Origin of the sequence: Undibacterium sp. RTI2.2 (assembly GCF_035018705.1) — a bacterium.
GTDB lineage: Bacteria > Pseudomonadota > Gammaproteobacteria > Burkholderiales > Burkholderiaceae_D > Undibacterium.
Map to the genome: position 1 here is coordinate 148,743 of NZ_JASJXN010000002.1, position 26,643 is coordinate 175,385.

Sequence of the window (26,643 nt, forward strand, 5' to 3'; positions counted from 1 at the left end):
ATGGACCTAATCTTGTGGCGTCATGCAGAAGCAGAAATAGCAACGCCAGAGATGCCCGACAGCTTTCGTAAGCTCACAGGCAAAGGCATTAAACAAGCTAATAAAATGGCCTATTGGTTAGATAGTAATTTACCTGAGACCTGTCGCATCCTGGTTAGCCCAACGGTAAGAACCAGAGAGACCATGGCAGCACTCGACCGCAAGTTTAAAGTGCTGCATGAGATAGGCCCAGATGCAGATGCAGACGCCCTGCTACAAGCCGCCAACTGGCCAAATAGCCGCGAACCTGTGCTGATCATTGGACACCAGCCTACCCTGGGGCAAGTCGCCGCACGTCTGATCGCACCAATGCAACAAGAGTGCGCAGTACGCAAAGGTAATGTCTGGTGGATTAGCCAAAAGCAGAGGAATAAAGAGGAAGGCGACGACGATTTGCAAACCTATCTGAAGGCGATTATGTCGCCGGACTTGGTTATAAAATAAAAGAAATAGCCAAAAGGAACTTCTAAAATAGGACGTCCAATTAAAATGGGGCTTCTGGCACGAAATCACGCCAGAAGCCCCATTTTCAATGGACGTTCTAAATTCACAGATATTATCCATTGGAACTGCAACAAATGCCTTTGGTGAACTACGTGGCTCCAAACGGCGATACACGCTGGATCTTGTCAGGAGAAGTAACGGCGCCCGGCAGTCTTTGCTAGGAACCTATACCCAAACAGTGATATCTTTCAAATAAAAAACAACAGCCAAAAAATAAAAAAAGCGAATACAACCTTCATCGTATCCGCTTTTTTTTAATTAACTACAACAACTGTCATATACAACTACTCGTAATCGCTCACAGGCACGCAAGAGCAAAACAAATTGCGGTCGCCGTAGACGTTGTCTGCACGCCCTACCGGTGGCCAGTATTTTTGTTTGCGTAAAGATGCAACTGGGAATGCCGCGACTTCCCGACCATAAGCATGCACCCAATCATTGGCGACCAATACTTGTGCTGTATGTGGTGCATTTTTGAGTGGATTGTCTTTAGCATCATATTCGCCGCTCGCAACTTTGGCGATCTCTTCACGGATCGTGATCATGGCGTCGATGAAACGATCCAGTTCCACTTGAGATTCACTCTCTGTCGGTTCAATCATCAGCGTACCGGGTACCGGGAAGCTCATAGTCGGTGCGTGGAAACCAAAATCGATCAGGCGTTTTGCCACATCTTCATTACTGATGCCGGTTGCATCTGTCAACGGACGCAAATCCAAAATACACTCATGCGCGATCAAGCCGTCATGACCAGAATATAAAACTGGATAATGTGGCGCCAGACGTTTAGCAATATAGTTGGCCGCCAGAATTGCGGTTTCCGTTGCCGCTTTAAGACCTTCTGATCCCATCATGGCGATATACATCCATGAGATTGGCAGAATACTCGCAGAGCCAAAGGGTGCTGCACTGACAGCGGAAATACCATCTGCACCGCGCACATAGCCAGTCGATTTCTGATTCGGCAAAAACTTCGCCAGATGAGCACCTACGGCAACCGGACCAACACCTGGACCACCACCACCATGAGGAATACAGAAGGTTTTATGCAAATTGAGATGACTGACGTCACCGCCAAACTTGCCCGGTGCAGCAACACCAACCAGCGCATTCATATTCGCACCATCGACATACACTTGACCGCCATGGGTATGAACAATGTCACACAGCTGTTGAATGCCTTCTTCAAACACACCATGCGTGGATGGATAAGTCACCATTGCCGCAGCCAGATTAGCGCTGTGTTTTTCTGCCTTGGCTTTAAGATCAACCAGATCAACGTTACCGTTGTCATCGCAGGCGACGACAACCACTTCCATCCCGACCATGCTGGCGGATGCCGGATTGGTGCCATGTGCAGAGGACGGGATGAGGCAAATATTCCGATGCGCTTCGCCACGTGAGGCGTGGTAGGCCTGAATTACCAGCAGACCTGCGTACTCACCTTGTGAGCCAGCGTTTGGCTGTAACGAGACAGCATCGTAGCCAGTCGCAGCGCACAGCATGGCCTCTAACTGATCAATCATTTCGCGATAGCCAATCGTCTGGTCATCTGGTGCAAAAGGATGAATGTTAGAGAATTCTGGCCATGTCACCGGGATCATTTCTGACGTTGCATTCAACTTCATGGTGCAAGAACCCAGCGGTATCATTGTGCGATCTAATGCTAGATCTTTGTCCGCCAGACTACGCAGATAACGCAGCATTTCATGCTCTGCGTGATAGCGATTAAAAGTGGGATGTGTCAGGAAAGTGCTGGTACGTACCAGCGCGGCTGGCAAGGCATCCGACACCGCTGCTTCGGTTGCATCAAAATCAGGAATAACTTTGCCGTGAGCAAAAATACTCCACAACGCATCGATATCAGCCCGTGTAGTTGTCTCATCCAAAGAAATACCAACTTGAGTAGTGCTAATTTGGCGCAGGTTATAACCTGCTGCTTGCGCTGCCTGATGGACGGCATCTGCATCACTGACATTGATCGTTAAGGTATCAAAATAAGTCGCATTAGCGATCGTCAAACCCACTTGTTGCAGACCTGATGCAAGTACGCCCGTGAAACGATGTACCCGTTGCGCAATCTGACGCAGTCCGGCCGGGCCATGATAAACCGCATACATCGAAGCAATCACCGCCAACAATACTTGGGCAGTACAGATGTTCGAGGTCGCTTTTTCACGACGGATATGTTGTTCCCGTGTTTGCAACGCCAAGCGATATGCCTGGTTACCTTGCGCATCAATCGTCACGCCAACCAAACGGCCAGGCATACTACGTTTGAATGCGTCGCGTGTGCCCATATAACCTGCATGCGGACCGCCGAAGCCAAGCGGAACACCAAAGCGCTGACTGTTACCGACTACGACGTCTGCGCCCCACTCACCCGGTGGCGTGATCAGGGTCAGCGCCAGCAAGTCAGCAGCAGCGATCACCATCGCGCCTTTAGCATGTACCGCAGCAGCAAACTCGCGGTAATCACGGATAGCGCCATCGACACTTGGGTACTGCAACAGCACGCCGAAGCACTCACTCTCAAGGGCTTCATTGGTGGTGAAAGTACGAACTTCTATCCCCAATGGTTTAGCACGGGTTTCAATGATCTCGCGGGTTTGCGGCAGTACGTCATGGGCGACATAAAACACGTTGGAACTTGATTTTCCTACTCGCTGGATCAGGGTCATCGCCTCAGCAGCAGCAGTACCTTCGTCCAGCATTGATGCATTGGCGATGTCCATGCCTGTCATATCTGTGATGACTTGCTGGAAGTTGATAATCGCTTCTAAACGTCCCTGAGAAATCTCTGGCTGATATGGCGTGTAGGCCGTGTACCAGGCTGGATTTTCAAAAATATTACGCAGAATGACGCCAGGTGTATGTGTGTTGTAATAACCCTGACCAATCAGAGATTTCAATACTTTATTTTTGCTTGCTAAGGACTTTAAGGTCGCAAGCGCTTCTTGCTCGGACTTGGCTTCGGTAAATTGCGCCAGTGGCAGTACATCATGGCGACGGATATTGGTAGGCACGATCGCATCGATCAAGGCAGTACGCGTGGCATAACCCAAAGTTTTGAGCATGGCGGCTTGTTCTGCCTCAGAGGGACCAATATGTCTGGCGATGAAGGCGTCATGCGCTTCAAGTTGGGTTAAGCTGGTTCTGGTCATAATAGAATTCTAGGATTCAAAAAACGTGAAATAAAAACCGTCAAATGTGCTGGAAAGGCGATAGAGATGAGAGCATCAAATGACTGGCAAATACTCTCCCGTCAGGACTAAACCGAGGGAGAGAATTCAATTTAACCGATGTTTTTTGCGTATGCGTCAGCATCCATCAAAGCATCGACATCAGCAGAATTACTTGGCTTCATTTTGAACATCCATGAACCGAATGCATCGGTGTTGATTGCTTCTGGCGCATCGGCGACTGCTTGGTTTACTTCAACTACTTCGCCTGACACCGGCGCATAAATATCGCTTGCCGCTTTGACGGATTCGACCACGGCGCAATCCTTACCCGCAGTCAATGCCTGGCCAACTTTTGGCAAGTCAACAAACACGATATCGCCCAAAGCATCTTGTGCAAAATCAGAGATACCTACGGCGATCGTACCGTCGGCTTCAACACGCACCCATTCGTGGGAGGCGGTATATTTGAGATTAGCTGGAATTGTCATGGCATGCTCCAAAAAAATGATTGTTGATTTAAAAGTCGAAATTAAAATTGATTTTGTATGATCCGGGTCTATACCTGATCACAACGTCAGTACAAATAAGGTACAACGATTCAGTACAACAGCAAACGCACAATGATTATGGAACCGATTATGCGACCAATATTTTACCGTTGCGAACAAACGGCAATTTGACTACGGTCGCTGCTAATTGCTTATCGCGGATCACGACCTGTACCGTATCGCCGATCGCCACATCCATCGGCAGACGTGCCAAGGCAATTGCTTGCTGCATGGAAGGACTGAAAGTACCGCTGGTGATTTCACCCGCGCCAATAGCAGTGATGACTTTTTGATGTGCGCGTAAAATACCGCCTTTTTCACGCAAAATCAGACCGAGGAATTGGGCTGTTTGTCCCTGCTCTTGCAATGCTTTTTTACCGACAAAATCGCGCTCGCTCACCAGATCAATCGTCCATGCTAATCCAGCATTTAAGGGATTCACTGTGTCGTCCATATCTTGGCCGTATAAATTCATACCGGCTTCCAGACGCAACGTATCACGCGCTCCCAGGCCAGCCGGCTTAACACCTGCGGCGATCAAAGCATCCCAAAATGCGACGACTTTATCTGCAGCGACTGCGATTTCAAATCCGTCTTCTCCGGTGTAACCCGTGCGAGCCACCATGACCTCACCAAACGCGGTGTCAGCAACAATAACGGCGTTAAACGGTTTGATCTCAGCACTGGCAGCTTTGGCTTCTGTCAAAACTTCCCATGCTTTAGCGCGGGCGTTGGGACCTTGTACCGCAACGAGTGCGAAAGCATTAGCACCATCGCGGCGCTGGGTAATGGTAATGCCGCTATCAGTAGCAAGATTGTGCGCGGACATCCATGCGAGATCTTTTTCAGCAGTACCCGCATTGACGACGAGACGGAACCAGTTCTCGCTCAAAAAATAGATAATCAGATCATCGACGACCGTTCCTTGTGGCGTCAGCATCGCTGAATACAGCGCTTTGCCAGGGACTTGTAATTTATCGACATTGTTGGCGACCAGGCTGCGCAAAAAGGAACGAACCTTGTCACCTTTGAGATCCACCACACACATGTGCGACACATCAAACATGCCGCAATCAGTGCGAACCGCATGATGTTCTTCAATTTGTGAGCCGTAGTTGACTGGCATATCCCAGCCGCCGAAATCAACCATTTTTGCGCCAGCAGCACGATGTGCGGCGTTGAGAGGAGTTGCCTTGAGAGATGTCACTGCTTGCGTCATGAGAGCCTCATTACCAAAATAGAAGGGACGATCCATCACACAGGCGAGCGAGCTCATCCATGCGACAACATCGCAGACCCCTCTGTCCTGATACCTGAGAGATTACGGACTGCGTTTTAACAACAGCAATCCGCGCGCACCTTCGGTGGGTAGTTCGGCTTAAATCTATTTAATGCTACGTAATGCCGCTACCGCTCTCCAGAGTTTGGGCTGAAAATCCAGCCCCTTGATCAGTCCATTTGCCTGAGAGTTTTTGGGTGTTAGCCCCTTCGGCGGCGGCTTGCAACTATAAACATCAATCTAGCTGGCCGCGCTCTCCTGATCAAGTTCAGCGATTATAAGGGCTTAGAAAGCGCTTGAGAGCGTTGAGGGGTAAATATTTGTGAGCTTGTATTTTTGTGTCAGGATTTCTATTTCTACAATCTTTGAGATCATTGATGTTTCATTTTTAAGTGGTAGCGGAATATTGATTGAAAACAATTGTCACAAAAAGCTGTAAGCGCGCGAAAACTCATACAAGCGACGATTCATCTGACTACACTGAAATTAAGTATCGTTATTTCTTAACGATCAATTCAATGATGCGGTGGGAGAACTAGTATGAACGCGGCGCCTTTTCCAAACAACGAAACTCAACGCATAGCATCATTACGTTCTCTCGACGTTCTCGATACCGAACCAAAAGCAGAACTAGATGCCTTGGTGAAGGCAGCGTCTTTAGTTTGCGGCGTGCCGATATCTCTGATCAGTTTGATCGATACAGAAAGACAATGGTTCAAAGCGAACTTAGGATTGCCAGGCGTATCTGAAACCCCAAGAGATATCGCGTTTTGCTCGCATGCTATTCTTGAAAACGATATTTTCGAAATTTATGATGCGCTGCAAGACGAACGCTTCGCTAATAATCCTCTTGTTACCGACCATCCCGATATCCGATTTTACGCAGGCGCACCAATTACGATAAGTGATGGTAGTCGTGTCGGTACATTATGTGTCATCGACCGACTTCCAAATCGCCTGGACGAAAAACAACATGAGGTTCTGCGTTGTCTGGCCAATGCCGCCGCTGCAATACTTGAAGGACAACGTGACAAACGTGCTTTGCTGGCAAAGAGTCAACGAATCACTAATCTTATTGAAAGTACCCACGTGGGTACATGGGAAAGAAATTTCCAAACCGGAGCAGTACGATATAACGAGCGGTGGGCTGAAATTACTGGCAGAACATTGCTGGAACTAGAACCATTGACTCCACAGATCTGGCTTGATCTCATTCATCCGGGCGACCTGATTGCATGCCAATCAGAATTAGACATCCATTTAGCAAATCTCAGCCCACGTTACGAGTCTGAAGTTCGTTTAAAACATAAAGATGGCAATTGGAGGTGGGTACTCGATAGCGGCAAAGTTATCAGCTGGACTTCCGATGGCAAACCAGAATGGATGTTGGGTACTTTACTCGACATTACTGATCGCAAACATCAAGAGGAAGACCTTCGTAAAAGCCAGCTATTTTTAGACCGGACAGGCAAATTAGCAGGCGTCGGGGGTTGGGAAGTCGATCTCATTACCAACGAAATCTACTGGTCAGACGAAACCTGCCGCATTCATGGGGTTCCAGTTGGTTTCAAACCGACAATGGATCAGGCAATTCATTTTTATGCACCTGCTGCTCAGCCTATTATTTTGGAAGCAGTACAAAGTGGAATCTTAACGGGTAAAGGCTGGGATCTTGAACTGCCCTTCATCCGGGCTGATCAACGACCGATCTGGGTACGTGCCGTGGGTACCGTCGAATTCGTAGACAAAAAACCGATACGATTAGTTGGTGCATTCCAAGATATTACCGAGAGAGTAGAAGAACATTTAGCATTACAAATTGCGAACGATCGTATAGAACTTGCGACCGATAGCGGAGCCATCGGTATCTGGGAATATGATCTCATCAACAGCACCGTGCTATGGGACGCGTGGATGTATCGTTTATTTGGACTGCTGCCTCGCACTCAGGCAGGTAGCTTTGAAACAGCTGCATTTGAAACTGACACATTTAAAACAAATACATTTGATTTTTGGAAAAATCACATTCATCCAGATGACATAGAAAAAATAACGCTGGCAACGCAATTAGCCATTAGCGGCACAAAACCATTTCAACTGGAATACAGAGTAATCTGGCCAGATGCTAGTTTGCATTACATCAAAAGTACCGCGCTGGTTAAATACGACGCACAAGGTAATGCCTTGCGCATGGTCGGCACGGCGATCGATATATCTGCACCAAAAAAACTGGAAATAGAACTCGCCGAGCAACATGCATTACTGCATGTCACCCTAAAATCGATTGGTGATGCGGTAATTACTACCGATGCAAAAGGTTATATTAACTGGCTCAATCCAGCCGCAGAACGTATGACAGGATGGCTTGCCAGCGAGGCACAAAACCGACCGCTGACGCAAGTTTTTCATATCATCAATGAAGAGACCCGCAAACCAGCAGCCAACCCTATCACCACCTGTTTAGCGCAAGAAAAAATAGTTGGTTTAGCCTACAAGACGGTTCTGATTTCACGCAATGGTAGCGAATTTGGCATTGAAGATTCTGCCGCTCCTATCCGTAATGAGCGAGGTGAAATTCTCGGTGTTGTGCTGGTATTCCACGACGTGACAGAGCAACGCCGCTTATCGGGTGAAATGAGTTTTAGAGCTAGCCATGACGTGCTTACAGGCTTGGTCAACCGGATAGAGTTTGAGGTCAGATTACAAAAATTATTAGACTCAGCACGCGCAGATCATAGCCAGCATGCTTTGCTATACATTGACCTTGATCAGTTCAAATTGGTAAATGACGCATGCGGCCATGCAGTAGGCGATCAATTACTACAACAGGTATCTAAATTATTGTCAGAAACAGCGCGCACGCGGGATACCCTTGCCAGACTAGGAGGTGACGAATTTGCGATCCTGCTAGAACAATGCTCAACCGATCAGGCACAACGAGTGGCGCAGCAAATATGTGACCGGATGGATGATTTCCGTTTTATGCATGATGGTAGACGTTTCCGTATCGGTGCGAGTATCGGACTGGTGCCGGTGGACGATCGCTGGTCATTGACCGAAGCCATTATGCAAGCAGCCGATACCTCTTGTTATGCCGCAAAAGAAGCTGGTCGCAACAGAGTGCATGCTTGGTTTGACACTGATCTTGCAATGCGTGCCCGTCATGGTGAGATGCAATGGACTACCCGTATTGAACAAGCGCTTGATGAAGATCGTTTTGTGCTCTACGCCCAAAAAATTATTGCACTGAACGATCAATCACCCGGTTTGCATGCAGAGGTATTACTGAGAATGCGTGATTTTGATGGTTCATTGATAGGCCCGGGTGCTTTTTTACCCGCCGCAGAGCGTTTCAATCTGGCATCTCGTATCGACAAGTGGGTTCTTAAACAAACCATTACCTGGATGAGAAGCTTAGTCTCTATCGACCATATCGCAAAAATCAGCGTTAATCTCTCAGGACAATCAGTCGGTGACAGAGCATTTCATCGATGGGCTATTGATGTACTTGCCAATGCCGGGTCGGCGATTTGCGCACGATTATGTTTAGAAATTACAGAGACCGCAGCAGTCACCAATCTGGCTGATGCCGCTTTATTTATTGAACAAATTCATGACATTGGAGTACGGGTTGCATTAGATGATTTTGGCGCTGGAGCCTCATCATTTGGCTATCTGAAGAAAATGTCTGTCGATTATTTAAAAATCGACGGTCAATTTGTGATGGATATTGTGACCGATCCTCTGGACGAAGCAGCGGTGAAATGTTTTGCCGATGTTGCGAAGGTGATCGGTGTCAAAACCGTCGCTGAGTTTGTTGATCATCCCGATGTACTTGCGCGATTATGCGAAATTGGAATCGATTTTGCACAAGGCTTTTTACTTCATAAGCCTGCGCCAATTGATGAACTGGAATTTATCAATATCATTTAAAAGTCAAAAAAATAGCCGGCTAATTTGCAGACTATTTTTTGATTTTACAAACTAAATTAATACGAGCGGGAGCTGCAAAGTACCTGGACGGTTTAGTACAAGTCTTACAAATAAATATCCCGCTTGATCTGTTGCATCTGCTGGGTATATCTAAAATTCCAGCTACGTAACTCATCCATTCTAAACGCTGTTTTTTGTAAAAAGTCGCGCAACTCTTGTCGCTCACGCTCGCGTTTGCGATCGTTGTTGGCAGTGTCATTATTCACAACCCGGTTTTTGTCATCCTGATCGCGGCGGATGTCCCGTTCGATGCGATCCAGTCTGCGTGCAGCATCCACCCTACGGTCGTTTAAAGATGCTAAATCATTGTCGACATTGGCAAGTTTTCTGGCGAGGTCTTCATAATCTTGCCCACTGGTCCAGGCGCGGCGTACTCGATTTTGCATACTGGCCTGACAAACTTCAAATGCCATGCGGTTATTGCCACGGCCAAAGTTAAAGGCATTGTCAGGGCTGCAGTAATTCGCGTTTTGGGTAGTCCATGCCTGATTATAAGTATCGCGGGTTTGGGCAATCACAAAGACATTATTGGCTCTGGCGCTGCTCATACGTTCTTCAATTTGATTGGGTTTACCAAAGCCATCGGTGTTGCCGGCATCGCGCCAATATTGAATCAGTCTTTGCTCCCACTGCTGCACATACTCTGCTTCAGAAAACTTCAGGCCACGGGGTTTGGCGTCAGCACGACGCGTATGCACATCACGTCCTTCGGTCGCATCGCTCCAGCCTAATCTGCGCCAGTACTCAATAATCTCTTTATTCCAGGCTTCTTTATAAGCGTCTTCGCGGACAAATAATCCGCTTACTAATGCCGCCTGCGCGCGTTTTTTTAACTCAGTATCGGGTACTCCGTCATGCGCATCTTGAAAACCAATCTGCGTCCAATACGCATAATTACCATTAGCCCAACCTTGCTGATAGCTGCTTTGATTGAAGCCAATCTGCTGACCGCTGGCGGCACGATTTTGCTCTTCTTTAGCGGTACGACCGGCTTTACCATCCAGATCACCCAGGCCATACCAATAGTCGGCGTTACCTTTGACCCAGCCTTGCTGATACGCGGTTTTGTTGAGGGGCGTTTTATTACTCGTGATTTTTTCTGACACCACTTGGGTATCGAAGTAGCTGATCGCCTGCCCGCTGCGACCATCGTTACTACCCAACTCAGTCCAAAAATGCTGATTGCCCTGCTCCCAGCCAAGCTGATAATTGCTGGCAGATTCTGCCTTGATTTTGTCGCTATCGACGACAGAGCAGAATTTGCGGCGCTCTTCAAAGCGCGGATCAAATCCTTGCGCACCATCTTTGTTACCGATGAAATTCCAATCGCCGGTTTTGCAATCATGCATTTGGCTGATCGTCGTCTGGCACGCTGCCAGCGGCAAAATCAGGAGGAGTGAGAGGACAGCCTTGCGACAAAGTGTGAGCATAGAAATTTGTAATTAATTGTAAGAATGTGACTTCAACGCTTGTAACACCTATTTTGTTGACCGTGCTGTCAAAATCATCTACTGCTGACAGGGCGAATGAACACGGATTCAATATACTCCCCATTATTTTTTAATGAAACAGCCGATTATCCATATAATACAAGGATAACTAAAATATACTTATCACCAGTATCTATTTTAACAATATCAATCTTTGTGGCGTGACCAACATTAGAGCGCTCAGTAATTTACTGGAAACACCTTTCCCTCATCAGCAAGCCAAGCGAAGTCCGGTCAGAGATATTTGCGCAGAAAAACCTAGGCAGAAAACCCCCTTCGCGCTCTGTTGTAAAAATCATCCTGTCAAAACAAAAGTTTGTTTTATAGAAAGTATTCTGCCTATAATCCATTTTCATTTTTCCTGGACAAAACGATATGGCACGCTTATTTAAGTGGTTAGGACGAGGGGTCTTATTCTTGCTATTACTGCTCGTGATTGGCTTTGTACACGTCTGGTATTTCAAGCCGTTAAAAATCGATTGGTTTTATGGGCGCGTGATGGCGAGCTTCGCATTGCAGCAGCCGGAGATGTTATCGAGTATGCGGATTTTGCCGGACCGGATGGATTTTTATAGCGACAAGTTAAGCGATGCTTCGCCAGCCGCTGAGCAAAAAATGGCCGATATGGTGAAAGCCGATCTAGAGACTTTGCACCGTTATCAGCGCGACTCATTTGATCGCGACGGCCAATTGTCTTATGACACGATGGACTATTTTTTGCGCATGCAAGATGAGGGTGATCGCTATCGTGATCTGAGTTTCCCCGTGAACCAGATGTTTGGCGTGCAATCAAGCTTGCCTAACTTTATGACCGAAGTACATCAGGTTAACTCAGTAGCAGAAGCTAAAAGTTATATCGCTCGTCTGAAAAAATTCCCCGTTAAATTTGATCAGGTGCTGGAAGATTTGCGCCTCAGGGACAGCAAAAATATTATTCCGCCCCAATTTATGGTGGAAAAAGTACTGACACAAATGCAGGGCTTTATCGCCAAACCAGCCAAACAAAATCCGTTGTACACCAACTTTAAAGAGAAGCTGGATAAAATCCCCGCAGATAAAATCGATGCCAGCTCACGTAGTGATTTGCTAGCGCAAGTCGATGCGTCGATTACACAGCAGGTATATCCCTCTTATCAAAAATTAATCAGCTATTTCACCGCGCTGCAACCAAAAGCACAAGGCAATTTTGGCGCATGGCATATGCCTGATGGCGATGCCTACTACGCCTGGTGTGTGCGCATGCATACGACGACTGACATGACGCCGCAACAGGTGCATGACTTAGGTCTGGCAGAAGTCGCCCGGATCACCCAAGAAATGGACGCCATCTTAAAAAGTAAAGGCTTGGCAGACGGTAGCATCGGTGTCCGTGTTTTAAAATTATCGCAAGACCCTGAGCAGTTGTATCCTAATACGCCAGAGGGCAAACAAGCCATGCTCAAAGGCTATCAGGCAATTTTAGACGAGGTGAATAAAGGGCTCGGCAGCGCGTTTGATGTCCGTCCAAAGTTAGGGGTAGAAGTCAAAGCAGTACCGCAATTTGCCGAGGCTACCGCACCTGGCGCGTATTACAGCGAAGGTGCTTTTGATGGGTCTCGTCCCGGGATTTTTTACGCCAATATGCGTGATACCAAAGAAAATCCTAAGTTCACGATGCGCACCCTCGCCTATCATGAAGGCATACCTGGCCATCACTTCCAGATATCGATTGCGCAAGAATTAAAAGACGTGCCGTTTTTCCGCCAAGTATTACCCTTTACCGCCTATGCAGAGGGCTGGGCATTGTATTCAGAACGCCTGGCTTGGGAAATGGGATTTGAAAAAGATCCTATGGATAACCTGGGTCGCCTGCGCGACGAAATGATGCGTGCCGTACGTCTGGTCGTTGACAGCGGCATCCACTACAAACACTGGACACGCGAACAAGCCATAGACTACATGGCTGACAATACTGGCATGGCCTTGACCGATGTCACCACCGAGATCGAACGCTATATGGTCGATCCGGGACAAGCATTAGCCTACAAAGTCGGCATGCTGAAAATCCTCGCCTTGCGTGAAAAGGCGAAGTTGGCACTTGGCGATAAATTCGATTTAAAGCAATTCCATAACGAGGTATTGACCCACGGCGCTTTGCCTTTGGTTGTGCTGGAGCGAGTGATTGATGATTGGATTGCCAAGCGACAAAAAGCTTAAGTCTGGACTAGATAGAAAAATTACTCCCCATATGTATATTTAAGTTGTCCATATAATCATTGGACAACAGAGTATATTTATAAAAATATTGGGGGAGTATATTGTGTTAATGACAGATTCATTAATACAAATGATGGCCGCTAATGGTCTGTCGCATCGCTTAATTTTGAATTTTCAGCAGATCGATTTCAAATAATTTCGGCCACAATTTTCCAGTGACAAACAGGCGATGGCGCTTACTGTCATAAGCAATACCATTGAGTACCGCATCAGCGGAATTGCTAACGCGTTCGCCAGGTGGCAGCAAGCCTTTCAGATTGATCCAGCCGACGACATGGCCTGTTGCCGGATCAATTCGGGCAATCACATCGGTGCCCCAGATATTGGCGAATAGCTCGCCTTCCACCCACTCAAGCTCGTTTAGTCTATCTACGGCGATACCATCGGCCATCACATAAATCCTGCGTTCCTCTTTTAATGTGACTGGATTAAGGATGCGGATAAAAGGTGTGCCGTCGCTCATATATACATGGCGTGTATCGCTGGTCAGACCCCATCCTTCGCCCGTGTAAGTAAAGCGTTTTTTTAAGTTAAAGGTTTTAGCGTCGAAGATAAAGCCGACTTGCGACTTCCAGGTCAAACTAATAATTTTCCCATCGATTTCGGTCGATCCTTCGCCAAAAAATTCTGGACTCAAATCTTTCTGCTGTAAGATTTTACCGCTCACAAGATCAACTTTTCTTAGCGATGAGTGCCCAGCTAATCCGGTACTTTCATACAAAAAATCGTCTTTATAAAACAAGCCTTCAGTAAAAGCGGATGGATCGTGCGGGTAAGTATTTTTGACGATGTAGCCATAGACAGGGATGGCAGCATGCGCCATATTCGCTGCTAATAAAGCGCTCGCTAACAGACATTTCAGAAAATTTTTAAACATGGATTCCTTTGCTCGGTTGGCTTCGCACATGAGGACTGAAGAGAAAGCCATCGACTACATTTTAAGACAGGTGTAACTTGCTGCGACTAGATTGTTGACCAGAACAATACACGCGTACGACGACAGAACGCAAGACACCTTCAACAGTTTTAATTGGTTTTACGACTATGCTTTTACGACTATTCTCATAAAAAGGCAATATGATACCGCTAACATCAAGCCCGAATACTCCTTAAAATACATGCTTGATCCTATTAATATCCCAAGTAATTTCTTTATTCAGCTACCAACTATTCTGTGAAAAAAAATCTTTATCAATTGACTGCGGCAGCATTGTTGTTCGCATCCACAAGCTCACCTACATTTTCCGCAACCAGTGTGACGGACGATCTAGGGACGACGATTACTCTGGCGCGTCCGGCGCAAAAAATCATCAGCTTGTCGCCTCATGTGACCGAGTTAGTGTTTGCTGCCGGTGCAGGTGATCATCTGATTGGCACCGTTAAATACAGCGACTACCCTGAAGCGGCAAAAGCCATCCCGCGAGTTGGCGACAATCGTCAACTCGATATCGAGCGCATTATTGCGATGAAGCCCGATTTGCTGGTGGTGTGGATGCATGGCGCTTTTGAGCGTCAGTTAGAACCGCTGCGCAAATCAGGCATACCATATTATTTTAGTGATCCGCATAAGCTGGAAGATGTTCCCGCCACCTTGCTCAAGTTGGGTACGTTATTTGGGACTGAAAAGCAGGCTCAGATAGCGGCAGCGGACTTTAGCCAGCAGCTCAACCAGCTTGTCGCACGCTATCAGAGCAAACCAAAGGTCAGAACGTTTTATCAGGTCTGGAGTAAACCTATCTACACACTCAATGACAAGAATATCGTCAGTGATGCGATCAGGATTTGTGGTGGCGAGAATATTTTCGGACACTTGTCTGCTGCTGCGCCAGTAGTGGGACTGGAGTCAGTGATACAAGAAAACCCCGAGGTGATTTTGACAGGTGACAGCAAACTGCAAGCTACCAGCGGACTAGAGCAATGGAAAGATATTAAAAACTTATTAGCAGTCAAAAACAATAATCTGATTGTGGTCGATGGCGATTTATTAAACCGTGCCGGACCAAGAATTATTGAAGGTGCCAAAGCGGTATGTGAAGCATTAGATCAGGCACGCAGCCGACGTGACACTAAGATTGACAGCAAGCTTGACACTAAGACTGATACGAAGTTAGCCCCAATCAAGTCATCGGTAACACCATGACGATGAGCAAATCTCCCTACCAGCGTATAGCCTGTTTATCCACCGAGGCAGTAGAAACCTTATACGCGCTTGGCGCAGAAGAGTTGATCGTCGGGATTTCTGGCTATACCACCCGTCCTGCCAGAGCCAGACAAGAGAAGCCAAAAATTAGCGGATTCTCTTCTGCCAAAATAGATCGCATTCTGGCGGTGCAGCCAGATCTGGTGATTGCGTATTCCAATATGCAAGCGGATATTTGCCGTGACCTGATTGCCGCGGGGATTGAGGTGCACGTCTTTAATCAACATACGGTTGCGGGGATTTTACGCATGATAACGGCGCTCGCCAGTCTGGTTGATAAGCAACAGCAAGGTGCAGAATTGATCGCTTATTTGCAAACAAAGACAGAACATATTCAACAGCAAGCCGCGCAATGGACGCGCAGACCCAAGGTCTATTTTGAAGAATGGAATGAGCCTTTGATGTCCGGTATAGGCTGGGTTTCAGAACTGATCCAGATCGCTGGTGGTGACGATATCTTTGCTGAGTTAGCGCAACATCACAGCGCCAAACAACGCATCATTACTGACCCCGGCGAGGTAGTGCGACGCGTGCCAGATATCATCATGGGATCGTGGTGCGGTAAAAAATTCAGACCAGAAACCGTGACAGAACGCGACGGTTGGCAGCAGATTCCGGCGGTACAAAATGGCTTAGTAGTAGAGATAAAATCGGCCGATATATTGTCGCCAGGACCGTCAGCGATTTTGTATGGTTTACCGCAGTTGCATGCTTTAATTTCTCGCTGGCAAGACATTTGACTCACTGCATCGTCAGTCAATAATAAGCAAAATCCCGCTTGGGATTTGCTTGAGCAAATGTCTATGTCCTTACATTTTCAACAATCCACCTTAACTTCGTTTTTATTTCGCTTCAACGCCATGCCCACAGAACGCGGTGCTGTCTGCACAAAACCAAATTGCGCATACAACTCTTGTGCTTTGCCGTCAGCAATTAAGCTGATGTAAGCACTGTCAGGCGCATTTATTTCTAGATAGGCGACAATCCCCTGCATGATGCGCTTACCTAAACCTTTGCCTTGATGCAAGGGAAGTACGGCGATATCAACCACCTGATAAAAACAACCTCCATCGCCAATGACACGCCCCATACCAACGGCCTGATCGTTGAGCATAATTTGGATCGCAAACAAGCTATTCGGCAAACCTCTGCTGGCGGCCTCGGTCGTTTTTCCGCTTAAGCCTGCACCTGATCGCAAAGCTTGATAGACCTCAATCGAAGGGATCAGATTACTGATCGAATACGCGCTTGCGTGCTGATCAAGCTGATTTGTTTTGTTCATGGCGTTAAATACTCTCTCAAAATGAAGGGCATTAAACTATACAGACAAGCCTGAAGCATATAAAAATCAATATACTCCCCGATATATTTTAAGTTTTACGCTCATTGACCAGTGAATGATTGGACGTCTAATATATACTAAGCCCAGTATATTATTATCTCTCATCCTATGAAAATCACCACTTTAATGGTGCAAGGCACCACCTCAGACGCGGGTAAAAGCACCGTAGTCGCCGCCTTATGTCGTCTGCTCAAACGACAAGGTGTGTCGGTCGTGCCGTTGAAGCCGCAGAACATGGCATTGAATAGTGCCGTGACAATCGACGGTGGCGAGATCGGCCGGGCGCAGGCATTGCAAGCGATCGCCGCTGGCTTGCCCGCACATACGGACATGAACCCTGTCTTGCTCAAGCCCTCTTCCGACACCGGAGCACAAATTATCATCCACGGCAAAGTACGCACCGACATGAATGCGCGTGATTACGATCAGTATAAAACCGTCGCCATGCAAGCCGTGCTGGAATCCTATGGCCGGCTGCAACAACAATACGACAGCATCATTGTGGAAGGCGCAGGCAGTCCGGCGGAAATCAATTTACGCGCGCGTGATATCGCCAATATGGGGTTTGCTGAGGCAGTTGATTGTCCTGTGATTCTGGTGGCGGATATTGATCGTGGCGGCGTGTTCGCCCACTTCCTCGGCACGCTGGCCTGTTTGTCAGAGTCAGAGCAAAACCGTATCGTTGGCTTTGTGATTAATCGTTTTCGCGGCGATATCAGTCTGTTGGAACCGGGCTTGACATGGCTGGAAGAAAAAACCGGCAAGCCGGTGCTGGCAGTGCTGCCGTATTTGCACGGACTAATGCTGGATGCGGAAGATGCGATCCAGTCTAGCCAGCAAGGTGCAGGCAAATTCCGCATTATCGTACCGGCGATACCGCGTATTTCTAACCATACCGATTTTGATGCACTGCGCGCGCATCCCGAGGTTGATTTGCAATTTATCGGCCCCGGCATGGCGATCCCGCCTGCCGATCTGATTATTCTGCCAGGCAGTAAAAATACCCGCGCTGATCTGGCTTTTTTGCTAGAGCAAGGCTGGCAGCCTGTGTTGGAAAAACACTTGCGCTATGGAGGCAAAATTATCGGCATTTGCGGCGGTTATCAAATGTTAGGTCATGTCGTCAGCGATCCGCATGGGGTAGAAGGCATCTCTGGGGATTCTGACGGTTTAGGCCTGCTCGATATCAGCACCGAACTGACCAAAGACAAACGTCTGCAACAAGTTACCGGTCGCTGCTTGTTTGGTAACCAGAATGGAAATTCGATTGAAAACCAGGCAGCCAAAGTCAGCGGTTATGAAATCCATATGGGCATCACCTACGCCAGCAATGATACCCAGCCGGTGTTCGTATTAGATAACGACAGCGCAGAATTAGAGGGCAGCCGCTCACCAGATGATCAGATTCTGGGTTCTTATCTGCACGGCTTATTCGATCACCCAGAAGCTTGCGCTGCATTACTTGCGTGGGCAGGATTAAAGACCGAAGTCACAGTCGATCTGGCGGCATTGCGGGAGCAAAGCATTGACCGCGTAGCGGATGCCTGCATGCCGTTGTTAGCAGCCTTGCAGGAACTTTAAAACGAAGTCAATTTTATCGCCCTCCGCTTAACACTAAATTCAACTTCCGTCTCCGTCTTGTAGCAGATGGAACTTTTTATCTGCTGCATTGTCATATTTGCTTACATGTTTTAAGATGAAATTTTGTCATTGCAATACATTGCGATAATCCAGCACTCAGACGCTGTTCTAAAGCCTGAAGCGATGGCAAGACCATTAGATTTGCGCACCACCAAATAAGATAATTATTCAACCGGGATTTTTCATTAGGCAATGGAAATCTCGGTTTAACTCACTAGCGATCATCATGTCATTTAACCTCCTTCCATTCCGCCTTGCCTTATTGCCATTAGCAATTTTCATCGCGTTTAATCCGGTAGCTCAAGCGCAGCAATCAACTCCGGTGCAGGCCGACCCGCAAAAAACACAAACTCCAGCGCCAGCACCAAACACTGCGCCTGCAAATAAAGAACAAATCCAAAAGGTCGAAGTCAGCGGCGCCAAAGGTTACGACGAGCGTCGCCAGGATACCGCAACCAAAATCGTGGTGACACAGGAGGACATTATTCGCTACGGCGATTCAACAATAGCTGATGTGTTGAAGCGTCTTCCCGGTATTACGATCGGTGGAGTGCAAGGACGTGGTGGAGATATCCGCATGCGTGGTCTGGGTTCCGGTTATACCCAAATTTTGCTCAATGGCGAGCCTAGCCCCCCGGGATTTTCTTTAGATTCACTCTCACCCGACCTGATCGAGCGGATAGAAATTATCCGTGCCGCCACTGCCGAGTACAGCACACAAGCCATTGCAGGTGCGATCAATATCGTATTAAAGCGCACTGTACAAACGTCACAGAGTGAACTCAAAATTGGCGGGCAAGAGGATGGGGGCAAGTACGGTGTCAACGCCAACTGGCAAGTGTCAGATAAAGCTGGAAAAATGTCCTACTCGATTTCAGGTTCGCTGAATCATGGTCAATACGAGCGTCCGTCACGTATGGATGAAGTTGGTACCGATGCGAATGGTAATGTAAATTTACGGCGCAGTACTTCCATCGACAACTGGGGCACTTTCAGCGGCATCGGCTTGTCGCCAAGGGTTAATTTTAATTTAGACAATGGCGATACCGTAACGACTCAGAGCTTTGTCAACGCGAACCGTTTTTCCGGCAATAGTACCGATAGCTCGGTGACGAGTTTAGGCGCATTGCCGAATTACGTCAGTGATCGAACTCAGATCCAATCTGAGTTCGCGATGCTTAGAACCAATCTGAACTGGATACACAAAATGGCGGATAGTGCCAAGCTGGATTTTAAGCTTGGCTTTAACTATAACAAGCGTAGTTCGGATGTGAACACGCAAGGCTATGACATCAATCAGTCAGAAATACTAGATAGAAAAAATCAAACCAGCGCAAGCGACAAAGGTTTGACTTGGGGCGGTAAATATACGGCGCCTTTTATGACTGATCATGCCTTAGCTATTGGCTGGGATGGTGCCTATAGCAAACGCAACGAAGCTCGGACGATACATGACATCACTACCAATGGAGTGACGCCACTTAACTTGAATGAAGTATTTGATGCCAGCGTTAACCGCATCGCCGTATTTGCGCAAGATGAGTGGAATGTCACCAAACGCTGGTCAGTCTATGCCGGTCTGCGCTGGGAAGGGATCGATACCAAGAGCACGGGCAATTCCTATGCCGAAGTCAATAACCGTTCCAGCGTTTTTAGCCCGATTCTGCAAACATTATGGAAACTGCCTGACAGCAAAAATGACCAGGTACGCCTTGGTCTGACACGCACTTATAAAGCGCCGGATACCAGCAGTCTGATTCCGCGCCGTTATATTTCAGAAAACAATAGTCCAACCAGTCCTGATAGCATCGGCAACCCCAATCTAAAACCAGAATTGGCATGGGGACTGGATGCAGCATTTGAACATTATCTGCCCGAGGGTGGCTTGATGAGTGTGAGTGTGTTTATGCGCAGAATTGACGACATCACCCGCACCCAATTATCTAACGTCAACGGTATCTGGACCAATATGCCTATCAATGATGGGCAAGCTACTACCCGTGGCATTGAGATGGAAGCCAAGTTCCCATTGCGTTCAGTGATGAAGGACGCGCCTGCAATCGACTTCCGTTCCAACCTATCGTTTAACTGGTCCAATCTTGAAACAGTACCTGGTCCAAATAATCGTCTCGATTCGCAAACACCGATCAGCGCCAACGTCGGCTTAGATTACAAGCTGGATAAAATACCGCTGACCATCGGCGGCAATCTGAGTTTTCAAGACGGCGGTCCAGTACGTTTGTCTGCCAATAAAACCAGCTACTCAGTACCAAAGCGCGGTTTAGATTTATACGGATTATGGAAATTTAATCCAAAAACCAACCTGCGCGTCTCACTGGCAAATGCGCTACATCAAGACAATATTAATGCTTCAAGTTACGCAGACACCTTTGGTTCTTTGACACAAACTACGACGACACCGACAACGGTAGCAGTGCGTGCTTTGTTGGAAATGAAGATGTGAAATAGATATGGGCTACACATTTTAATAACTTAGCGCTGGCAAGATATTTCGATAGGATGTCTTGTCATTTAGTCAGCGTAGGGTGCATTCCACGCACCACATTGAAAAAATACTCCTAATGGGTATATATTAGATGTCCTTGTATTACTTGATTCAGAGCGAAATTTCAATAATTAATATGGGGAGTATATGCATAAGTGCAAGTATTCTGAGGTGAGCATACTTGGGTTTTGTCGCTGTTGCGGTGCGTTAAACGTACCCTGCATGTATTGAAAATGCGAAAATCATACTGCCTTTTTCGCACATTTATTTTGCTGACCCCAGTCCGCTAAGTCTATTTAAGACCCAGTTACATCCAGTCGTTTCTCGCCAAACACAAACGAGCCAGATTGGATTTTCCCGTTCTTTACTTCATAAATAGCGACCAGCCTGATCGTGCCTGTGCCCTCTGGAAAAGTACGTGTCACTTCTTCATGATCGATCACTATATTTTCCATCACCGTGCGGTTTAGCAGTTTGGCGTGCAAATTGGGTTCTTGAAATCGGATGGTGGCGCGCGCTTTGATTTCTGCTTTGTCACTGGCGACCAAGGTCGCAGGATGTTCAAATTGTTTGCCGTCATCTGCATAGGTTGCTACCCAGGCATCCAGGTCGCAGGCGTTATAGGCATCTAATTGTTGCTGTACTACGGCTTCGGGTGATGGGGTATTTGTCATTACTTTTCCTTATCGGTTTTTTGCTGCATTAGCTTGTTGCGAAAATACCTGGCTTGTCGAATAAATTTGATTTGTTCCGTCAATTTCCAGGCTATCTGGATTAGTGCTTTATGTCACCACTACGATCATAGATAATGCAATGACGCAATTCGCCTTTTGAGAAATGTACCTATGAACATGAACGACCCTATCCCGTTATTGGGTTTTAGTACCACCGCATTGGAGTTGATTTCCTTTGTGTTGTCGGTGCTGACTGTTGCATTGAATATCAAGCAAATTCATTGGGCATGGTTGTTTTCTGTTCTGGCTTCTGGATTATATGGCCTGGTCTTTTTTGACGCTAAATTGTATGGCGATATGGGTTTGCAGCTGGTATTTATTCTTGTGTCTTTGTGGGGGTGGTGGCTATGGTTACGCGGTAGTTCGGCAGGCGATACGTCGACGACTTTGGTCGTATCTGGGCTATCGTCAATGCAGCGTATGTGGTCGATCTTGGCGTGGCTGATCGGCTTCGTTGTATTAGCGTGGTTTTTAAAATCATTTACTGATACCGATGTGCCGTATGCCGATGGCTTTTTGACGGCGGGTAGTCTATTAGGGCAGCTGCTGTTGTCACGTAAAAAGAGAGAGAATTGGCACGTCTGGATCATCGTCGATATTTTGTATGTCGGCCTTTACGTGCATAAGGGGTTGATGTTGACTGCGATTTTGTATTCTATTTTTGTAGTGATGGCGGTCGCTGGCTTACGCGCTTGGAGTAAAAAATAATGACGAGTCAGACGGACAAAAATTCAATCAATCGAGTTGCGATATTAGGCGCCGAGTCTTCGGGTAAATCAGCGCTTGCTGAGGCATTGGCGGCGCATTACAAAACGGTATGGGTTCCAGAATATTTACGCGAGTTTGTCGAGACGCAGCAACGCGTGCCGAAAGAAGCAGAACAAATTCTGATCGCTCGTACTCAGGTCGAGCGCGAGAATAAACTCGCTCAACAAGCCCATCAGTGGTTATTTTGCGATACCTCGCCGCTGATGACCGCCTTATATAGTCGCCATTATTTTGGTGAAGCTGACGCTGATCTGGCCACTTTAGAAGCGCAGCATCAATATGATTTTACGATAGTGACTGCACCGGATTTTCCGTGGACTGCCGATGGCTTGCAGCGCGAATCAGCGGTAGTAAGGCAGCGAGTGCATGAAGAATTGCTGGACTTATTGGATGAGCGGGAAATGCCGTTCTTGCTGGTAGGCGGGAGTTTGAAAGAACGGGTAGAACAAGTCAGTTTCGCGTTGTCATTCCTGATGAGTTGATAGTTGAAAAGTGTATCCGTCATCAATTCAAATCTAAATGGAAAATATCGGTTGAAAAAAAGAGCGACTCATTTAAAAATGAGCCGCTCTTTTTTATTTTAAACAGCTTGTATGCTGTATTTAAAATCAAATTTTAAAAATCAAATTGTGCAGATACTTTATACGTTCTTGGTGCGCCTGGCAGTAAGTAGCCACCTAAGGATTGCGTCACGTCGCGCCAGTAAAATTTATCGGCGACGTTGTCGACATTGAACCGTAAAGTCGTCACGACAGTAGCCACTTTGGTGACATAACGCGCACCCAGGTTGAACACTTGATAGCCTGGAACGATGACGCTGTTATCCGGTTGAAACGCCTTGTTACCAGAATAATTCCAACTGCCGTTGATGTTGAGTCCAGATATGCTGGCAATAGCATAGTCTGCATACACCACAGATTTTAACTCTGGTACATTGGTGACACGCTTATCATCTAATCCTGCAATGCCGGTATCGTATTGGTGCGCCGCCAATGCAGTGACGCTGGCACCTAACGTCAAGGCTGGAGTGATACGACCTTGGGCGGATACTTCCAGTCCATTATGGATTGCGTAGCCGTTGCTGACGTAGACATTATCCGAGTTGGTATATTCCAGCGATTTAGTGATGTGGAAGACGGCGGCAGTGATACTAATATCTTGTGCCACATCTGCTTTAAGACCAAATTCAACTTGCTTGGATTTACTCGGATTAAGCATCTGGTTGACGTTGTTGGTACCGAACGGGGCGATGCCGCCATGCTCTAAACCTTCTGTGTACGATCCGTACAGCGTCCAGGATTTTTGTGGTTTAAAAAGTAGCGCAACGCTTGGCAATTCGTAGTTACGATCGTAACCCGGCGCATCGATTTGCTGACGCTTGATCGCAACGTGACGTATACCGATATCCAGTTTGACAGTATCGGTCAGATCAATAATATCCTGCGCAAACAGGGACCATTCTTTATCCGTTCTGCGCAACAGAACCGGGCCGGTTGTGTTGGTCGATTGCGGTACGACGACAGGTTGAAATACATTGCTAGTGCCCACTAAATCGTAGACATAGTCACCAAAGCGATCACGGCGCTGGAAGGTCGAGAATCCCACTGCGACTGTGTTTTGCAAACCGCCTAACCGGAATTTGCCATTTAAAATTCCCTGCGTTGCCACTGGCGATTTTGATTCTCCTACGCTTTGATAGTCATAGACATCGTAGTCACCATTCGCGCAATAACCTGGGAATAAGTTTGCGGACGAACAGCCGTAAGGGAAGGCGGTGTAATCATCGCGTTTGAATTCATGACGGTTGGCTGAGAACGAGGCGCGCCAGTCGTCATTGAATTGATATTCGAAACGTAAGCCGATATTGCTGTCGCGGGTGCTGACAGGCTTCGCCCAAGGTTGATTGTTCAGCATTGTGTCTGCGCTGACATTGCGAGGCAGATCTATTCCATTAAATAGTTGAAATCCAGGGACAGTTAACTGGGATTTTTTCTGATAATCCATATCTAGCTGCAATAGTGCTTTTGGCGTGATATGCCAGTCAAAAGCACCAGAGATAAATTGTCGGTCTCCGTCTGCACCTTTTACATAGGAGCGTAATTTTTCTGTCGCAGCATTAATACGATAACCAAATTGCTGATCATCGGATTGACCGCCTAAATCTAGCGAACCGTATAGCGTGCCGCGCTCACTGGCGGCGACCGTTACTGAACGTAATGGCGTAGTGGTTGGGCGCTTAGTCACGTAGTTCACAATGCCGCCGGGGGTGGCAAAGCCTGCCTGAAATCCGGCTAATCCTTTGAGTATTTCTATGCGCTCTTTATTTTCCAAAGGGATAGATGCATCGCCTGGAATGGCTAGCCCATCTTTGCGGTAACTGCTGGTGTTATCCAGCGCAAAACCACGGATAGAAAATTGTTCAGAGTAGCCAACCGCGTTGTAAGCGTCGTTGACACTGGCATCAAATTTCATCGCATCGCTGCTAGTGCGGATGCTTAAATCTTGTAATTGTTGTTGAGTAAAGACGGTAATCGATGCTGGCGTATCTGATAATTTTGCATCGGCAAAGCCGCCGATTTTTGCTACATCATTTTTATTGCTATCCGTTTTATTAGCGCGAATGACGACTTCTGGCAGCGCTTTATCTGCGCTCTGCGCATAGGCAGCAGAGATAGTAAAAGCCTGAGAAATTGCCAAGACCATCGTCAGCGGAATCAAGCGGCTTTGAACACCTGATAGCGAATGAGCTGATGACTTACGTGAAGTCGCTTGTGAAAGAAGTTGTGTAACGCGGATGGGTGGTGCGATTGTCATAGTTTGCTCATTTTTTATCGCAAGCGCGGGAGCAAACAAAGAGACTGATAGAGACTTTGCGCTTCCCTACGCTGGCATTATCCAGATCAGGTTCAAGGGTATTTCTCACCTGCAGACAAAAATAAAAACAAACTTTATCTTTGACGCAGGACCCCTAGCGAAGCGCATACTTTACCATAAACTGCGATTGGCCTATTTCTTTGGGCTCCTTTAGCCTTCTTTAGCAACTCTATTGGTAATTAAAACCTGGATTATTGGCGTCTGAAGGAGTGACGTATTCCCTCTGCAGAATACACCGCCAGCGCAGCCCAGATCGCCATAAATCCGATCAGTCTTTCGCCGCTAAATGGCTCATGATACAAAATGACGCCCAATATCAGTTGGATTGATGGCGCAATATATTGCAGCAATCCCAGCGTCGCCATAGGGATCAGGCGAGCACCGGCAGCAAACATCAGTAATGGAATTGCAGTGATGGGACCAGCTGCCAGCAGTAATAATTGAGTTGTGCCAGATCCACTGATGAAGGCATTATGACCTTGTACCGTTAAGTAAGTCAGATAAGCAAAAGCAAACGGGAACAGCAAAAAGGTCTCCAGTGACAAGCCTTCCAGCGCACCAAGTGCGGCTGTTTTACGCAATAAACCATACACGCCAAAGCTGATGGCGAGAGACAACCCAATGATGGGAGGATGACCGGTTTGCCAGGTCAGCCAGATCACGCCGCAGGCTGCCAAGCCTATGGCAAACCATTGTGCTGACCGCAAGCGCTCACGCAAGATAGCGTAACCGAGCAGGACATTGACCAGCGGCGTCATAAAATATCCCAAACTGGCATCGACGATATGATCGTTATTGATCGCCCAGATGTAGATCAGCCAATTTACTGACAACAGGGTCGCGCTGGCGACAAATCCGGCGATCAGTTTTGGCTGACGCAGCACATCGCGTACCCAAAACCATTGACTACGCCATGCCAGTACTACCATCAAAAATAGCAGTGACCATAACATGCGATGTAACAAAATTTCAAGTGCAGGTATCCCGTGCAGAGCTTTGAAATAAATGGGAAATAAGCCCCAGACGATATAAGCGGAAGCTGCGTAGAGTATGCCTTTGCGCATGGGAGGACAATCAAAAAATAGAATACGGGATTGGATGCCTTATTTTTAGAATGATATTGATGGCATCGGTGAGGGCGCATTATCGCAGCAATCGATTATTCGTGTTGCCTTGTGGGCACTTCATTCAATAGCTATGGTTAATAGCTATTGTTTTTTCTGAAGACTGTCCCATCTGATGGTATGAGTTGATTCCAGCTCGTACTTATGTTTGCTATCAAGC

Annotated in this window: 18 protein-coding genes and 3 riboswitches; of the genes, 9 read left to right on the forward strand and 9 right to left on the reverse strand. The window is 47.2% G+C overall.

The genetic code is table 11. The features are described from left to right. Nucleotides 1-483: a SixA phosphatase family protein gene (locus QN395_RS01740; protein WP_322118145.1), complete on the forward strand. Its 483-nt coding sequence runs from the start codon at nucleotides 1-3 to the stop codon at nucleotides 481-483. Between the two features lie 344 nt (nucleotides 484-827). Here QN395_RS01740 and gcvP read toward each other — a convergent pair whose 3' ends face one another. From gcvP to gcvT, 3 genes are all read right to left on the reverse strand, one after another. Next, nucleotides 828-3,707, reverse strand: a complete 2,880-nt coding sequence (gene gcvP, locus QN395_RS01745) for an aminomethyl-transferring glycine dehydrogenase (RefSeq protein WP_322118144.1) — start codon at nucleotides 3,705-3,707, stop codon at nucleotides 828-830. Between the two features lie 131 nt (nucleotides 3,708-3,838). Continuing rightward, the gene (gcvH, locus tag QN395_RS01750) at nucleotides 3,839-4,216 is read right to left on the reverse strand and encodes a glycine cleavage system protein GcvH (RefSeq protein ID WP_322118143.1); all 378 of its coding nucleotides are present in this window, start codon (nucleotides 4,214-4,216) and stop codon (nucleotides 3,839-3,841) included. A gap of 148 nt (nucleotides 4,217-4,364) precedes the next feature. Continuing rightward, entirely contained in the window at nucleotides 4,365-5,495 is a 1,131-nt protein-coding gene (gcvT, locus tag QN395_RS01755; protein WP_322121539.1) for a glycine cleavage system aminomethyltransferase GcvT, read from the reverse strand. 72 nt (nucleotides 5,496-5,567) lie between these two features. Next, nucleotides 5,568-5,707, reverse strand: a riboswitch (glycine riboswitch). 9 nt (nucleotides 5,708-5,716) lie between these two features. After that, nucleotides 5,717-5,826, reverse strand: a riboswitch (glycine riboswitch). A gap of 269 nt (nucleotides 5,827-6,095) precedes the next feature. Between gcvT and QN395_RS01760 the strand changes: the two genes are divergently transcribed. Then, on the forward strand, nucleotides 6,096-9,488 hold the full coding sequence (locus QN395_RS01760) for an EAL domain-containing protein (RefSeq protein ID WP_323491954.1): 3,393 nt from the start codon (nucleotides 6,096-6,098) through the stop codon (nucleotides 9,486-9,488). A 104-nt stretch (nucleotides 9,489-9,592) separates the two neighbouring features. On the opposite strand, the gene QN395_RS01765 is transcribed toward QN395_RS01760, so the two are convergent. Then, nucleotides 9,593-10,978 (reverse strand): DUF2799 domain-containing protein, encoded by a 1,386-nt coding sequence (locus tag QN395_RS01765; protein ID WP_322118141.1) that lies wholly within the window; start codon nucleotides 10,976-10,978, stop codon nucleotides 9,593-9,595. A gap of 435 nt (nucleotides 10,979-11,413) precedes the next feature. Between QN395_RS01765 and QN395_RS01770 the strand changes: the two genes are divergently transcribed. After that, nucleotides 11,414-13,234, forward strand: a complete 1,821-nt coding sequence (locus tag QN395_RS01770) for a DUF885 domain-containing protein (RefSeq protein WP_322118140.1) — start codon at nucleotides 11,414-11,416, stop codon at nucleotides 13,232-13,234. A gap of 160 nt (nucleotides 13,235-13,394) precedes the next feature. Here QN395_RS01770 and QN395_RS01775 read toward each other — a convergent pair whose 3' ends face one another. Continuing rightward, nucleotides 13,395-14,171: a glutaminyl-peptide cyclotransferase gene (locus QN395_RS01775; protein WP_322118139.1), complete on the reverse strand. Its 777-nt coding sequence runs from the start codon at nucleotides 14,169-14,171 to the stop codon at nucleotides 13,395-13,397. A 297-nt stretch (nucleotides 14,172-14,468) separates the two neighbouring features. Here QN395_RS01775 and QN395_RS01780 point away from each other — a divergent pair, with 297 nt between their 5' ends. Beyond that, on the forward strand, nucleotides 14,469-15,434 hold the full coding sequence (locus tag QN395_RS01780) for a cobalamin-binding protein (protein ID WP_322118138.1): 966 nt from the start codon (nucleotides 14,469-14,471) through the stop codon (nucleotides 15,432-15,434). Next, the gene (locus QN395_RS01785; RefSeq protein ID WP_322118137.1) at nucleotides 15,431-16,234 is read left to right on the forward strand and encodes a cobalamin-binding protein; all 804 of its coding nucleotides are present in this window, start codon (nucleotides 15,431-15,433) and stop codon (nucleotides 16,232-16,234) included. The genes QN395_RS01780 and QN395_RS01785 overlap by 4 nt, the downstream gene beginning before the upstream one ends. 77 nt (nucleotides 16,235-16,311) lie before the next feature. Here QN395_RS01785 and QN395_RS01790 read toward each other — a convergent pair whose 3' ends face one another. Further along, a complete protein-coding gene (locus tag QN395_RS01790; RefSeq protein WP_322118136.1) occupies nucleotides 16,312-16,776 on the reverse strand; it encodes a GNAT family N-acetyltransferase in 465 nt (154 codons plus the stop codon). Nucleotides 16,777-16,962: 186 nt separating this feature from the next. Here QN395_RS01790 and QN395_RS01795 point away from each other — a divergent pair, with 186 nt between their 5' ends. Further along, complete coding sequence (locus QN395_RS01795; protein WP_323491962.1) at nucleotides 16,963-18,417, forward strand: cobyric acid synthase; 1,455 nt, start codon at nucleotides 16,963-16,965, stop codon at nucleotides 18,415-18,417. Nucleotides 18,418-18,703: 286 nt separating this feature from the next. Continuing rightward, nucleotides 18,704-20,941: a TonB-dependent receptor gene (locus QN395_RS01800; protein ID WP_322118135.1), complete on the forward strand. Its 2,238-nt coding sequence runs from the start codon at nucleotides 18,704-18,706 to the stop codon at nucleotides 20,939-20,941. Nucleotides 20,942-21,279: 338 nt separating this feature from the next. On the opposite strand, the gene QN395_RS01805 is transcribed toward QN395_RS01800, so the two are convergent. Then, nucleotides 21,280-21,657, reverse strand: a complete 378-nt coding sequence (locus tag QN395_RS01805) for a nuclear transport factor 2 family protein (protein ID WP_323491955.1) — start codon at nucleotides 21,655-21,657, stop codon at nucleotides 21,280-21,282. Nucleotides 21,658-21,834: 177 nt separating this feature from the next. Between QN395_RS01805 and pnuC the strand changes: the two genes are divergently transcribed. Further along, the gene (gene pnuC / locus QN395_RS01810; RefSeq protein ID WP_322118133.1) at nucleotides 21,835-22,425 is read left to right on the forward strand and encodes a nicotinamide riboside transporter PnuC; all 591 of its coding nucleotides are present in this window, start codon (nucleotides 21,835-21,837) and stop codon (nucleotides 22,423-22,425) included. After that, nucleotides 22,425-22,967 carry an ATP-binding protein gene (locus QN395_RS01815; RefSeq protein WP_322118132.1) on the forward strand — a complete coding sequence of 181 codons (543 nt, stop codon included), beginning with the start codon at nucleotides 22,425-22,427 and terminating at the stop codon, nucleotides 22,965-22,967. Before pnuC ends, QN395_RS01815 begins: the two co-directional genes overlap by 1 nt. 133 nt (nucleotides 22,968-23,100) lie before the next feature. On the opposite strand, the gene QN395_RS01820 is transcribed toward QN395_RS01815, so the two are convergent. Further along, entirely contained in the window at nucleotides 23,101-25,299 is a 2,199-nt protein-coding gene (locus tag QN395_RS01820; protein ID WP_322118131.1) for a TonB-dependent siderophore receptor, read from the reverse strand. Nucleotides 25,300-25,345: 46 nt separating this feature from the next. After that, nucleotides 25,346-25,465, reverse strand: a riboswitch (TPP riboswitch). Between the two features lie 85 nt (nucleotides 25,466-25,550). Then, nucleotides 25,551-26,423, reverse strand: coding sequence for an EamA family transporter RarD (gene rarD / locus QN395_RS01825; protein ID WP_322118130.1), 873 nt, complete (start codon nucleotides 26,421-26,423; stop codon nucleotides 25,551-25,553). Nucleotides 26,424-26,643 lie beyond the last annotated feature (220 nt).

Coding starts and splice junctions, on each gene's coding strand:
- QN395_RS01805 (WP_323491955.1), bottom strand. CDS start 21,657: ATGACAAATACCCCATCACCCGAAGCCGTAGTACAGCAACAATTAGAT.
- QN395_RS01800 (WP_322118135.1), top strand. CDS start 18,704: ATGTCATTTAACCTCCTTCCATTCCGCCTTGCCTTATTGCCATTAGCA.
- pnuC (WP_322118133.1), top strand. CDS start 21,835: ATGAACGACCCTATCCCGTTATTGGGTTTTAGTACCACCGCATTGGAG.
- QN395_RS01760 (WP_323491954.1), top strand. CDS start 6,096: ATGAACGCGGCGCCTTTTCCAAACAACGAAACTCAACGCATAGCATCA.
- QN395_RS01775 (WP_322118139.1), bottom strand. CDS start 14,171: ATGTTTAAAAATTTTCTGAAATGTCTGTTAGCGAGCGCTTTATTAGCA.
- QN395_RS01820 (WP_322118131.1), bottom strand. CDS start 25,299: ATGACAATCGCACCACCCATCCGCGTTACACAACTTCTTTCACAAGCG.
- gcvP (WP_322118144.1), bottom strand. CDS start 3,707: ATGACCAGAACCAGCTTAACCCAACTTGAAGCGCATGACGCCTTCATC.
- QN395_RS01790 (WP_322118136.1), bottom strand. CDS start 16,776: ATGAACAAAACAAATCAGCTTGATCAGCACGCAAGCGCGTATTCGATC.
- QN395_RS01815 (WP_322118132.1), top strand. CDS start 22,425: ATGACGAGTCAGACGGACAAAAATTCAATCAATCGAGTTGCGATATTA.
- QN395_RS01785 (WP_322118137.1), top strand. CDS start 15,431: ATGACGATGAGCAAATCTCCCTACCAGCGTATAGCCTGTTTATCCACC.
- gcvH (WP_322118143.1), bottom strand. CDS start 4,216: ATGACAATTCCAGCTAATCTCAAATATACCGCCTCCCACGAATGGGTG.
- QN395_RS01765 (WP_322118141.1), bottom strand. CDS start 10,978: ATGCTCACACTTTGTCGCAAGGCTGTCCTCTCACTCCTCCTGATTTTG.
- QN395_RS01770 (WP_322118140.1), top strand. CDS start 11,414: ATGGCACGCTTATTTAAGTGGTTAGGACGAGGGGTCTTATTCTTGCTA.
- rarD (WP_322118130.1), bottom strand. CDS start 26,423: ATGCGCAAAGGCATACTCTACGCAGCTTCCGCTTATATCGTCTGGGGC.
- QN395_RS01740 (WP_322118145.1), top strand. CDS start 1: ATGGACCTAATCTTGTGGCGTCATGCAGAAGCAGAAATAGCAACGCCA.
- gcvT (WP_322121539.1), bottom strand. CDS start 5,495: ATGACGCAAGCAGTGACATCTCTCAAGGCAACTCCTCTCAACGCCGCA.
- QN395_RS01795 (WP_323491962.1), top strand. CDS start 16,963: ATGGTGCAAGGCACCACCTCAGACGCGGGTAAAAGCACCGTAGTCGCC.